The sequence below is a fragment of the Falsirhodobacter sp. alg1 genome (assembly GCF_000739715.2).
Lineage (GTDB): Bacteria > Pseudomonadota > Alphaproteobacteria > Rhodobacterales > Rhodobacteraceae > Falsirhodobacter.
In genome coordinates, this window is record NZ_BBJC02000001.1 from 704,317 (window position 1) to 716,978 (window position 12,662).

The following is a 12,662-nucleotide window of genomic DNA, read 5'->3' on the forward strand; positions in this document are numbered from 1 at the left end:
GATGATGAACGACTGCAAGGAGATTACGATGTCCGTCCAAGCCGCATCTCTTGACCGCAAGACCGAACGTGCGCTGCGCAATATGACATGGGTGCCGGGTGGAACGTTCCGCATGGGGTCCGACGATCATTACCCCGAGGAGGCTCCGTCCCATCGCGTGAAGGTTGACGGCTTCTGGATCGACACGACGCCTGTCACGAATGCGCAGTTCAAACGCTTCGTAAAGGCGACAGGCCATGTCACCTATGCTGAAAAGAAACCGAACCCGAAGCATTATCCGAATGCCTTGCCCGAAATGCTTTATGCCGGATCACTGGTGTTCCGCCCGCAGGAAGGCATTACCAATCTGCGGGATTGGAGCCAGTGGTGGAATTTCCTGAAGGGGGCCGATTGGCGCCACCCCTATGGCAAGGCCAGCAATATCCATGGCCTTGATGACCACCCTGTCGTGCATGTCGCCTATTCTGACGCATTGGCCTATGCCACATGGGCCGGAAAGGAGCTTCCGACCGAGGCCGAATGGGAATTCGCGGCCCGCGCCGGACTTGACGGTGCCGAATATGCATGGGGGGATGAACTGTTTCCCGATGGTAAGCAGATGGCCAATACATGGCAGGGCAACTTCCCGGTCGAGAACCTTGCCCTCGATGGATATGAGCGGACATCGCCAGTCGATGCCTTTCCGCCCAATGCCTATGGCATACATGACATGATCGGCAATTGCTGGGAATGGACGGGGGACTGGTTTTCCAGCACGCACCCGGCTGACGCGCCGAAGGCATGCTGCATTCCACAGAACCCGCGTGGCGCCCCGGTTGAGGAGAGCTATGATCCGCGCAATCCCTCTGCCTCCATTCCGCGCCGCGTGATCAAGGGCGGATCGCATCTTTGCGCCCCCAACTATTGCCGCCGGTATCGCCCCGCGGCGCGCCATGCCGAGGATATCGATACCTCCACCAGCCATCTCAGCTTTCGCTGCGTGGTGCGGGCGCCCGGCCCCGTCTGAACGACAGGGCCGTAAACCTACATCGGAAAGAAGTAGCTGATCGCTAGGGTGGATGTGATCCCGGCGATGAAGTTCATCGGAATGCCGATCTTTACAAAATCGATGAACCGGTAATTTCCGGCTAGATATACCAGCGTGTTCGTTTGATATCCGATCGGGGTGGCAAAGCTGGCGCTGGCCGCCACCATCACCGCAACGACGAAGGGCCGTGGATCGACCCCCAGCTGTGCCGCAAGGGATATGACGATGGGCGTGAAGACCACGGCCACCGCGTTGTTCGTCACGATCTCGGTCAGGATGGAGGCGATGGCATATACCGCCAGAAGCGTGGCAAAGGGCGGCAGCCCTGTCAGCAGCGGGGTCAGGGCTTGCACGATCAGCTCTACAGCGCCCGTATGTTCCAACCCCGCGCCGATGATCAGCATTGCAAAGATCAATACAAGGATGGATCCATCAATGGACTGCCACGCCTCGTCATTGTCGATGCAGCGCAGCACCAGAATGGCGGCCACGGCCACCAGTGCCAAGATACCGATGGGCATGATGTTGAACGCGGCCAGTACCACGATCCCTGCAAGGGCCAGAAGCGCGATCGGTGCCTGGCGGCGGCGATAGGCGCGCCCTCCGGGCTGGCTGATCGACACCACATCGCCCGTTTCGCCCAAGGCGCGGAACCCGTCGGGCGTCGCCTCCAGCAGCAGCTTGTCTGCCGGACGCAGCCGGACGCTTGACAGATCCGCCCCTGCGACATGCCCATGCCGGAAAACCCCCATCACACGTACACCGGCATTCCGCCCCAGCGACAGTTCCGAGATCTTGCGTCCGACGTTGTAGCGGTTCGGCGTCACGATTGCCTCGGCCACTTTCAGTTCGGCGTCGGGGGGCAGATCGAAGCGGCGTCGTAGCCCCACGCTCAGCCCTTTCTGGGCAGCAAGGGTCAGCAGCTCGGATGTCGTTGTCACAACGATCAGAACATCGCCGGTCTGCAGCACGACATCTTCCAGATTGCGCAGGATCGTTCCGCTGCGCCGCAGCCCGGTCAGGCGCACGCCATCCCTCCGGAAATCCGCCGATTTGTCCAGTGGGCTGCCGACGACAGGATAGGTGCTGAGCACCGTCACTTCGGACAGGAAGCTGGTTTCATCACTGTCGGCGGCTTCGTTATCCGCTGCGCGGTCGGGCAACAGCCAACGGCTGAGCAGCAGCAGGGATGCCGCCCCGACGGCTGCCGTGATCAGCCCCACGGGGGCAATTTCAAAGATGGAAAAAGGCTCCAGCCCGTTCTCGGTCGCGATACCGTCCACAAGGATGTTCGTCGATGTGCCGATCAACGTGCAGGTGCCCCCCAGAATGGCCATGTAGGACAACGGGATCAGCAGGCGGGTAGGGGCAAGATCAAGGCTGGCGGCCAGCCGGATCACCACCGGAATAAGCACCAGTACCACGGGCGTATTGTTCATGAAGGCAGAGCCGGCAACCGTTGCCACCAGAAATGTCAGCACGGCCAGCACCGGCCTGTGACGGGCCCGCGCGATGATCGCCTTGGCCAGGGCGTCCAGCACGCCGGTTCTGACCAGCGCCCCCGAAACGACGAACATCGCCCCGATCGTGATCGGCGCCGAGTTGGAAAAGACCTCCATGATATCGGCCTGGGGAACCAGACCGAATACGATGTACAGGGCCGCAGCCCCGGCGGCCGTTACATCCGGGGGATAGGCCTCGATCGCAAAGGCGATGAACAGGAGCACCAGAATGGCAAGCGCCAGATAAGGGGCATTCGATCCGACGAGTTCACTCATTACGCAGGGCATTCCCGATATTGTTCACGACGCGCACCCCCATAATCGCACCGCGAAGCAGGATTGTTGCAAAGCGACAAGCCGCAGCGTCGAAGTTTGTTCCGGCGCATTCGTCAGGCGACGCCACGTTGCCGGCGGGCAGGTGGTTGTGACGCGCAAAGGGCATCCTATTTACCACCGACGCGCGGCAGGGCTGCGCCAATGAAAACGAACTGGAAATACCGATGCAAGTTTACGGATATGCTGTTCCATCCCATGGAACCCCCTTTGTTCCCGTGCGGTTCGATCGCGCGGACCTGAAGGCAGGTGAAGTCGCAATCGACATCACGCACTGCGGGATCTGCCATTCCGACCTGCATCAGGTCGATAACGATTGGGGCAACACGAATTACCCCTGCGTTCCCGGCCATGAGGTGACGGGCGTCGTTTCGGAAATCGGGGCGGGCGTCACGAAATTCGCGGTCGGTGACCGGGTCGGCGTGGGATGCATGGTCAACTCTTGCCAGGAATGTGAGTCCTGCAAGGCGGGCGATGAGCAATATTGCCAAGGGCCGAAAAGCTGCACGCTGACCTACAACGGCAACAAGAAACCCGATGGCACGAATTCATACGGTGGGTATTCCACCGCGATGATTGTGCGGGAAGAATTCGTGCTGCGCATTCCCGATGCGTTGCCGAATGATGCGGCTGCACCGATCCTTTGCGCCGGTATCACCACCTATCAACCGATGAAGCATTTCGGGCTGAAACCGGGCCAGACGCTTGGCGTGGCGGGCATCGGCGGGCTGGGCCATATCGCGATCCAGATCGGCAAGGCTATGGGCGCACGGGTCGTGGCCCTGACCCGCAGTGCCGACAAACGGGACGAGATCCTGAAGCTGGGCGCCGATGATGTGCTGGTCACTTCCGATGACGAAGCCATGAAGGCCGCTGCCTTTTCGCTGGACATGATGATTTCGACCATTCCGGTGAAGCATGACATCAACCCTTATGTCGGGCTGATGAAGGCGAATTCCATGCTGGTTCTGGTTGGCAATATCAACGGCTTTGACGATGTCGCCAGTGGCCCGTTGATCTTCAACCGTGTGGGTATCGTCGGATCGCTGTTCGGCGGGATCGCCGATACGCAGGAGGTTCTGGACCTGTGCGCCGAACATGGCATCCGCCCCGAAATCGAGGTGGTCGAGATGCAGGCGATTGAAACCGTCTTTGACGAACTGCGGAACGGCAACCCGCGCTACCGCCATGTCATCGACATGAAATCATTGGTGGATGACCAGTCGGCCAGGGACAATTCGATTGAAATCGCAGCCCCCGACCGTGGGGATGTCGTTCCGGCCTGATCCGGAACGGAACCGCGCGGGCAGGAATGTCCTTGCCCGCGCAACCCTTCAGCTCAGGCCCAGTTTGCCGGGCAGCATCGACAGGTCCTCGGCGAGTGTGTTGACGCGCGACGACAGAAACGCGCGGTCGTCATCGGTCAGCGCCTCGTAATGCTTGAAACCTTCGCCTTCACGGTATTTCGCCAGCACCTCGTCAACCTCGTCAAAGTTTCCGTCGGTTTTTTCGATAAAGGCGGCATCATCCGTGATCAGCGGGCGCAGCAGGGCGTAGATCTTCTTGGCGCCGGCAAAGTTCGCTTCGAAATCCCACAGGTCTGTACCGCTGTAGCGGTCTTCCTCACCGGAAATCTTGGTTGCAGCAACCTCTTCCATCAGGGTCGCAGCGCCGGCGACCACAACATCCGGCGGAAAGGTCAATGCGTTGATGCGCGCATCCAGATCGGTCACATCAGCCATCAGACGCTCGGCGAATGGGACGGCTGCAGCAGTATCATCCTCGACCCACAGGGCGTATTCGATACGGTGAAAGCCGGTGAAGTTCGGATCGGCCTCGGCATGTTCGTAATCATCGGCGCGGGCGTCGATGGTCACGTCAAGGTCGGAGAACAGCTCGGCAATCGGCTCCACCTTTTCGTAGCTGGTGCGGGTCGGGGCATAGAGGGCCTTCGCCGTTTCCAGATCACCCGACTTGATCGCCTCGACAAAGGCATCGGTATCGGCCACGAGTTGTGCCGTATTTTCCGCCACATAGATTTTGTAGTCGGCCAGCGGTGCGACCAGATCAAGAGAAGGGTCGGCAGCCAGAACGGGTGCTCCGGCCAGCATGGTGATGCTGACGGCAAAGGCGGTCGGTTTCAATGAGAACATAGGGGGCTTTCCTTTCGTGGAAGTGTCAGGTCAGATCGGCTGGGCGCTACGATTGCCTGGCTGCCATGATGAGGGCCGAACCGAGATAATCCCCGGCGTTGGCGACACCCGGCAGGGTAAAGAAGTATCCTCCCCCCACCGGTTTGATGTATTCTTCCAGCGGCTCGCCGTTCAGCCGGTTCTGAACCGTCAGGAACCCCAGCTCCATGTCCGCCTGATAGCAGATGAACAGAAGGCCCTGATCCAGCTGGCCATTGCTGGCGATGCCGTTGGAATAGTTGAAGGGACGGCGCAGGATCAGATGCTTGTCGGCATCCGGCCCGCGCGGGTTGGCCATGCGGATATGCGCGTCCATCGGTGTATGGTCGCCTGCGGTATAATCCGGAACGGTATGTTCATTGGCATCCGGCTGGTCCAACGGGGCGCCGGACATCTTGCGCCGCCCGATGATGGCCTCCTGTTCGGACAGCCGTGCGCGATCCCAGCGTTCCACGAAATTGCGGATCACGCGCACAACCTGATAGGTGCCGCCCGTGGCCCATGCGGGCTCGGCCCCGTCCTGCACCCAGACAACGTTGCGCATCAGGTCTGCATCGTTGGAATCCGGGTTGGCCGAACCATCACGAAACCCCAGGAAATTGCGCGCGCTTGGTGTGGTGCCATCGGCTGCGGGCAGAACGGGGGGGACATTCCCCTCCTGCATCCAGCGCAGCACCAGCGCGTCGGACATGTTCTTTACGATATCCCGCAGGGCGTGCATTGCCGTATCGGGCAGGTTGGCGCTGAACTGGATCGACAGATCTCCGTGGCAGTTGGCGGGCACCAGCGCGTCATTCGGGAATTCGACCATGCGCTGCAATTGGCGCGGGCGCAGCCGGTCCAGCCCTTCCAGCTTGTCGAACAGCGATGCGCCAAGGCTGACCGTCATGGTCAGGTTGTCGGGCGTGATGTTATCGCCCAGAATGCCAGAGTCGGCCGGGGGCAGGTTCGGATCACGTTCCGGCACCGGCCCGCCCGCGGTCAGCGTCGCGCCCCGCTCGGTCAGCCGCCGCAGCATGTCTTCCAGCCCGTCCACATCGCGGACCACCACATCGAATGCCGCCATGATCCCGGCCTCGGGGCGGGGGGTGGTCACACCGGCCTGATGGGGGCCGTAGAACGGCACACGCTGGACGGCGGTATCCACATGGCCCTTGGGCGCATCGCTGGTCAGGGGCGTTTCGGCGCGGGCATAGGTGGCGGCGGTGCCGGCCAGCCCAGCAAGGCCAATCATCAGATGGCGGCGGGGAAGGTTCATCTCAATCCACTCCGATCGTTGCGGGCAGCTTGCCCAATGTCTCGGCCAGGCCGGCAAAGACCGGCGCGAGCCGTGCGCGGGCCTCGGCGTCAAAGGGCGCATCACTGTCCAGTTCCGCACGGGCCTTGTCGGTGGCCTGCCGGATGTCTGCGGCCAGGGGGGCATCCACAGGATCGGTTAGCGGGGTCAAAAGCCCTGTCAGTTTTTCGACCCCATCCAGGCTTGCCTGCAGATCGGCGGCGTCGGTTGCGGCATAAGTGTCTTCGCCATTGGGAATACGGCTTTCAGCCAGCATCCGTGACATATCCGCGGGCAGGGCCATCAGCAGGTCCGGCGTCATGTCCACCTCGTGCAGCCTTGCACGCAGGGTTGTCAGGTCCGCCACAAGGCGGTCCGCCACAGGTTGCAGGCCTTCGAGGCTGTTCTGGTCGAACAGCGCATATTCGATGCGGTGAAAGCCGGTGAATGCGGGATCATCTTCGCGCAGTTCCAGGAATGCGGCCTGCGGGTCGATGGTATTGGCCAGATCCGAAAGGCGGAACGCCAGCGGCTCTATCCGGCGATAGGGTGCGCGGGCAGCCTGCCACGCGGCGCGGGCGGCGTCGATATCACCGGCGGCAATCGCATCGCGCAACGTCTCGGCCGCCTTGATCGCGGCCGCCCCCTGCATGGACAGATAGACCCGGTATTCGGACAGCGGGCCTAGGAAACTGCGCAATGTCACGTTGCCCGCTGCCGCCGCAGCTTCCTCGGATGGCAATACGGTCAATGTGCCGCGCGGGTTCGACAGCAATCCGCAGGTCATCGCATAGGTGCCCGGCGTCAGCCGTACCTTCATGGTCTGGCGAAAGCCCGGTGCGATATTCTCGCGCTCGGCCACCACCATCACACCGTCAAGGATTTCCCATTCGATCGGCCGGTCCGACGTATTGATGATCTCGAACGTGCGAAGACCACCGGGGACCTCTATTGCGTTCGGCTGGCAGGTCTCGGCGGTGACGGTCACGCTGCGGTCCGCGTCGGTCGTGTTGTCAGCGGTGCGGCTGGTCGCGATGGCAAAGGCCGCGAAGCCTGCGGCGGCAAGGGCGCCCGATGCGGCAATCGCGACATACAGCATGCGGCGGGACGGATCAGACATGGCTTACCTCGGGGGCAGGGGTGCGGTTGGCAGGGCGGAGGAACAGGGCCAGAGACCCCACGAGGAAGATGACATAGACCAGCGCCTCACCCACACTCGGGGCCTCGCGGTACCCGAAAATGCCCGAGAGGACCGTGCCGACTGGCCCGCTTTCGGGCAGAATGCCGCCCAGATCATAGATGGGTGTCTGCAGATGGTTCCACAGACCTGCCTCGTGCAACGCGCCGACGGAACCGGACAGCAGGCCCGCTGCAACGAACAGGATGAACACCCCCGTCCAGTAGAAGAACCGGCGCAGGTTGATCCGCAGCGCGCCCGCATATATCGCCCAGCCAACCGCTGCCGCGATGGCGACGCCCAAAAGCGCCCCCAGTGGGGCCTGCGCATCGGGGCTTTGCTGAACCATGGCCAGCAGGAAAAATACTGACTCCAGTCCTTCGCGGGCAACGGCCAAATAGACCATCGCAATCAAACCCCACGTGCCGCCGCTGCCGGACAGCGCCGCCTCTATCGAGCCGTGGATCTGGCCCCGCAGATCGGATGCCGCGCGGCGCATCCAGAAGACCATGCCCACCAATACGATCACCGCGATAAAGCCGATGATGGCCTCGAACAGCTCTTGCATCTTCTGGGGAAAGCCCGCGCTGAACAATTGCAGCGCCGCTCCGGCAAACAACGCCGTTGCCACAGCCAGAAAGATTCCGATCCAGACGGCGGGCAACCAGCCGCGCCGCCCCGTCAATCGAAGGTAGCTTGCGATGATGCCGACGATCAGGGCCGCTTCCAGCCCCTCGCGCAGCATGATCAGGAATGGTGCCAGCAAGATTGCTTCCTCCGGTCGGGTGGCTTCCCTGCTTGGCGGCGGCAATGTGCCACAGCGATACAGGCTTGCATTCGTCAATGGCCGCATCTGGAAGCATGGCGGGCCGGAGCTGTCAATCCTGATTCAAATAGTCAACTGGTCGTGATGGGCCCTATATCCGACTAATATCGTCAACTTCTTGGGGGTTTACACGGATTAAACGTTAAGAAGTGGTTAAAAGTTTTTTGGCGGTTGTAGGGGCATCTGTAGCATCGGGGGCCCAATTTTTGTGTCGGGCCTCCAAGTTCAAGGGAATCCATTGCGGGATGTTCAAGACCCGATAGGGGCTTTCCGGCGTGGAAGATCGAAGCCCTTGCGGGGCCCGGAAGTTCAGGCAGCCATGAAGGCCGCGGTACGATGACCCGGTGATGAACGCATGGTGTACTTGCGTGATGCACAGGGTGAACGGCACCTATCCGCGCGGCATTTTCTGCCGCGCGTCCGGTTTTGCAATGCCGCCCATGTGGATCGGACTGGTGACGCGTGCTTCGTGCCTAGTTGATCTGTTCCAGCAACTTCAGAACGGCGGGGCCGACCTCCTCGACCGCGCGTTTCACACCCGTCGCATTGGGGTGGATGCCATCCGCCTGCATCAGGGCCGGGTCCAGACGCCCGTCACGAACCAGCGGCGTAAAATAATCGGGCAACAGCAGGGCATCATGTTCCTGCGCCAGATCGGGATAGATCGCATTGAAAGCAGCTTGGTAATCGGCCCCGAAATTGACCGGAGAATGCAGGCCTATCAGCAGCACGGGCAGGCCCTTTGCATCGATCTTGTCCAGAATTCCATCAAGATTGGCGCGGGTCTGGGCTGGGTCCAGTCCGCGCAGCAGATCATTGCCGCCAAGGTTCACGATCACGGCATCGGTGCCCGGCTCCAGCGACCAATCGGTTCGCGCCAGCCCCCCTGCGGTTGTATCGCCCGAGACGCCGGCATTGACAATGTTCACGTCATGGCCGTTTTCTGCCAACCAATGCATGAGCGTCGGTACAAAGCCGTCCTCGGCGGGCAGCCCGTAGCCTTGGGTCAGGCTATCGCCCAATGCCACGATGGTCTGTGCGGGGGCCATCGCCGGCACCATGACCAGACAAATCGCCGCAGCGATGTTGCGCAGGCGGGAAGCAGGATTAGAACTCCGGAGACGGCGGAAAAGGTGAGGCATGCAAACAGTCCTTGAGGTAAATGACACGTCGCTGGTTCTGGGTGGTTCGGCAGGAATGGTGACGATCCTGAAGGGTGTGAGCCTTGAGGTAAAGCGGGGGGAGACATTGGGGCTTGTCGGTCCGTCAGGCTCGGGAAAATCCTCACTTCTCATGCTTCTGGGTGGTCTGGAGCGGGCGACCAGCGGTACGGTTCGGGCCTTGGGGCAGGATCTATCCGCAATGAACGAAGATGGCCTTGCCCGTTTCCGTAGGGGGAATATGGGGGTGGTGTTCCAGTCTTTCCACCTGATCCCCACGATGACCGCACAGGAAAACGTGGCACTGGCGCTGGAGCTGGCAGGGCAGGGTGATGCGCTGGAGCGTGCCGCGGCCGAACTGGAGGCCGTCGGCCTTGGCCACCGGTTGGGCCATTACCCCTCACAGATGTCGGGCGGCGAACAGCAGCGTGTGGCACTGGCCCGCGCGTGGGCGCCGCGCCCTGCAATCCTTCTGGCGGATGAACCGACCGGGAACCTCGACAGTACCACGGGGGCAAGGATCATGGATCTCTTGTTCGGTCTGCGCGATCAGGGGGCCACGCTTGTGATGGTGACGCATTCTCCCGAGCTTGCCGAACGCTGCGACCGTGTGCTGCGTCTGGCCGACGGGCGGATCGTGGCATGACTCCCGCGCGCCTTGCCCTGCGGATTGCAGCCCGTGAAATGCGCGGCGGTATTGCCGGTTTCCGCATCTTTCTTCTGTGCCTGACGCTGGGGGTTGCGGCAATTGCCGCAATCGGAACGGTTCGGTCCGCGATCGAAGGCGGGCTGGCGGCCCAAGGTGCCGAAATTCTGGGGGGTGAGGCCGAGATGGGCTTTACCTACCGCCTTGCATCCGAGGACGAGCGGGCGTTCATGTCCCGCATCGCCGACCGGGTGTCCGAAACCGTCGAAATACGGTCGATGGCCGGTGGGCCGGATGTGTCCACGCTGACGGAAATTCGCGGGGTGGACACTCTCTGGCCCATGGTCGGGGCAGCCGTACTGGAGCCGGCCATTTCCGTAGAGGAGGCGCTGGCCGTGGTGGACGGCAGGGCAGGGGCCATCATGGAGCCCTCGCTCGCCTCCCGGCTGGGGGTCAGCCCGGGTGATACCGTTACGCTGGCGGGCAAGCCGTTCCGCCTCTCGGCACTGCTGGTGCGCGAGCCGGATGCCTCGGTTGCGGGGTTTTCGTGGTCGCCGCGCACGATCGTCAGCATGGAGGCGCTGCAATCGCAGGGCTTCCTTGCCCCCGGGACGGTATTCGACAGCGAATACCGGCTGGACCTGCCGCCCGATGCCAATCTGACCGCGCTGAAGGCAGAGGCGATCCGTACATTCTCCGATGAAGGAATGCGCTGGCGCGACGAACGCCGTCCTTCCGGTTCCACTGCCCGTTTCGTGGAGCAGATGTCGGCTTTTCTGACGTTGATGGGCCTTGCCGGATTGGCGGTTGGCGGCATCGGCATCTATGCGGCAACGGCCACATGGGTTGCGCGGCGCACATCCACTTTGGCCACGCTGCGGGTGCTGGGGGCAACCGGAGGTGTGATCCTCGGGGCATCGGCCATTCAGGTGGCCGTGCTGTCCCTTTCCGGTATCGTGATCGGGCTGGTGCTAGGGGCCGGAATACCGAACATTCTGGCTGGATGGATCACGTCATCCTTGCCGTTTCCGGTATCGTTCGGGGTCTATCCCGTACCCTTGATGCAGGCGGCCGTTTATGGCGCGCTGGTGGCGGCCCTGTTCACCCTGTGGCCCCTGGCGCGGGTGGCGGACCTGCGGGCGGCGTCGCTTTATCGCGGGGGCGCGGGGCAGGTGCCGCGCGGTTTTGCCGTGGGGCTGGTCGTGCTGGCCGCGATGCTGGTCGGGGCTGCCGTGCTCTTTACCGGCAACTGGATGCTGACCCTGTCGATGGCGGGCGGGATCGCGGGAACCATGCTGTTGCTTCTGGGGGCGGCATGGCTTCTGCAGCGCATTGCCGCCGGGGTATCCCGCGTCGTTCCGCGCTGGCCCCTGCTGCGTGTGACCTTCGGGGCCGTGGCGCAGGGAGGGGGGTTGCGGACGGCACTGGTTTCCATCGGGCTGGGCCTTGCGGTGCTGGCGGCGGTGGGGCAGGTGGATGCGAACCTGCGTCAGGCGATCGACCGGGATTTGCCCACGCGGGCACCGTCATATTTCTTTGTCGATATCCAGACGGATCAGGTAGATCCTGTGCTGCAAAGGTTGAATGCCGCCCCTGGCGTGACCGAGGTGAAATCCGCCCCGATGCTGCGTGCCGTGCTGACGAAGATCAATGGCCGCCCCGCGCGTGAGGTGGCCGGTGATCATTGGGTGCTGCGGGGGGACCGCGGCATTACCTATGCCAATTCCTTCGATGAGACCGTGGTCAAGGGCGCTATCTGGCCCGAGGATTATTCAGGTACGCCGCAGGTCAGCTTTTCGGCCGAGGCCGCCGGCGAGATGCATATCGGCCTTGGCGACCGGATTACCGTCAACGTATTGGGCCGGGATATCGAGGCCGAGATTACCAGCCTGCGTGACGTCGATTTCTCGGATGCGGGCCTCGGGTTCGTGATGGTTTTCAACCCTTCGGCCTTGGCAGGGGCACCGCATACGACCATCGCCACCATCCGCTCTGGCGAGGATGATGCCGATATGCTGAACGGGCTGGCGCGGGATTTCCCGAATGTCACAGCCATCCGTATTGCCGATGCGATCCAGCGCGTGATCGAAATCCTGACGGCTGTGGGTACTGCCACCCGGGCGGCGGCGGCCATCACGCTGGTGGCGGGGCTGGCCGTCCTGGTCGGGGCCGCCGCCTCTGCCGAGGCTGCGCGGCTGCGTGAGGCCGCGATCCTGAAGGTGCTGGGCGCCTCGCGGGCCTGGGTACTGGCTACCTTTGCCGCGCGTACTGTCCTGACAGGGGCCGCAGCGGGGGTCGTGGCAGCGGCGGCAGGCATGGCTGCGGGCTGGGGTGTGATGCGGTTCGTGATGGAGGCGCCCTATTCCGTGGCTGTGGGGCCTGCCTTGGGCATCATTCTTGGCGGAATTCTTGCCAGCGTCGTGGCGGGGGCGTTGTTCCTCTGGCGACCCCTTGCAACCCGCCCTGCACAGGTTTTGCGCGAAAGGTGATGCAGATTTCCCCTCGTCATTGATCACGAATGCG

10 protein-coding genes are annotated in these 12,662 nt (G+C 62.4%); 4 read left to right on the top strand and 6 right to left on the bottom strand.

The features are described from left to right. Window positions 1-28 precede the first annotated feature (28 nt). On the top strand, window positions 29-1,006 hold the full coding sequence (locus TR36_RS03450) for a formylglycine-generating enzyme family protein (protein ID WP_062762389.1): 978 nt from the start codon (window positions 29-31) through the stop codon (window positions 1,004-1,006). 17 nt (window positions 1,007-1,023) lie between these two features. Here the strand turns inward: TR36_RS03450 and TR36_RS03455 are convergent, their stop codons facing one another. Beyond that, window positions 1,024-2,805 (bottom strand): SLC13 family permease, encoded by a 1,782-nt coding sequence (locus tag TR36_RS03455; protein ID WP_062762391.1) that lies wholly within the window; start codon window positions 2,803-2,805, stop codon window positions 1,024-1,026. 224 nt (window positions 2,806-3,029) lie between these two features. On the opposite strand from TR36_RS03455, the gene TR36_RS03460 reads away from it, so the two are divergent. Then, window positions 3,030-4,148: an NAD(P)-dependent alcohol dehydrogenase gene (locus TR36_RS03460; protein WP_045387266.1), complete on the top strand. Its 1,119-nt coding sequence runs from the start codon at window positions 3,030-3,032 to the stop codon at window positions 4,146-4,148. 48 nt (window positions 4,149-4,196) lie between these two features. Here TR36_RS03460 and efeO (TR36_RS03465) read toward each other — a convergent pair whose 3' ends face one another. The 5 genes from efeO (TR36_RS03465) to TR36_RS03485 form a co-directional block, all read right to left on the bottom strand. Beyond that, entirely contained in the window at window positions 4,197-5,015 is an 819-nt protein-coding gene (efeO, locus tag TR36_RS03465) for an iron uptake system protein EfeO (RefSeq protein ID WP_045387264.1), read from the bottom strand. Between the two features lie 46 nt (window positions 5,016-5,061). After that, window positions 5,062-6,312 carry an iron uptake transporter deferrochelatase/peroxidase subunit gene (gene efeB / locus TR36_RS03470; protein WP_062762393.1) on the bottom strand — a complete coding sequence of 417 codons (1,251 nt, stop codon included), beginning with the start codon at window positions 6,310-6,312 and terminating at the stop codon, window positions 5,062-5,064. Window position 6,313: 1 nt separating this feature from the next. Next, the gene (efeO, locus tag TR36_RS03475; RefSeq protein ID WP_045387260.1) at window positions 6,314-7,450 is read right to left on the bottom strand and encodes an iron uptake system protein EfeO; all 1,137 of its coding nucleotides are present in this window, start codon (window positions 7,448-7,450) and stop codon (window positions 6,314-6,316) included. Then, window positions 7,443-8,273: an iron uptake transporter permease EfeU gene (gene efeU / locus TR36_RS03480; protein ID WP_062762395.1), complete on the bottom strand. Its 831-nt coding sequence runs from the start codon at window positions 8,271-8,273 to the stop codon at window positions 7,443-7,445. The genes efeO (TR36_RS03475) and efeU overlap by 8 nt, the downstream gene beginning before the upstream one ends. Before the next feature lie 533 nt (window positions 8,274-8,806). Next, on the bottom strand, window positions 8,807-9,382 hold the full coding sequence (locus TR36_RS03485; protein WP_237763504.1) for an arylesterase: 576 nt from the start codon (window positions 9,380-9,382) through the stop codon (window positions 8,807-8,809). 91 nt (window positions 9,383-9,473) lie between these two features. Here TR36_RS03485 and TR36_RS03490 point away from each other — a divergent pair, with 91 nt between their 5' ends. Together TR36_RS03490 and TR36_RS03495 are read left to right on the top strand one after the other, a co-directional pair. Next, window positions 9,474-10,139, top strand: coding sequence for an ABC transporter ATP-binding protein (locus TR36_RS03490; RefSeq protein WP_045387256.1), 666 nt, complete (start codon window positions 9,474-9,476; stop codon window positions 10,137-10,139). Next, the gene (locus TR36_RS03495) at window positions 10,136-12,628 is read left to right on the top strand and encodes an ABC transporter permease (protein ID WP_045387255.1); all 2,493 of its coding nucleotides are present in this window, start codon (window positions 10,136-10,138) and stop codon (window positions 12,626-12,628) included. Before TR36_RS03490 ends, TR36_RS03495 begins: the two co-directional genes overlap by 4 nt. The last annotated feature ends 34 nt before the right edge of the window (window positions 12,629-12,662 follow it).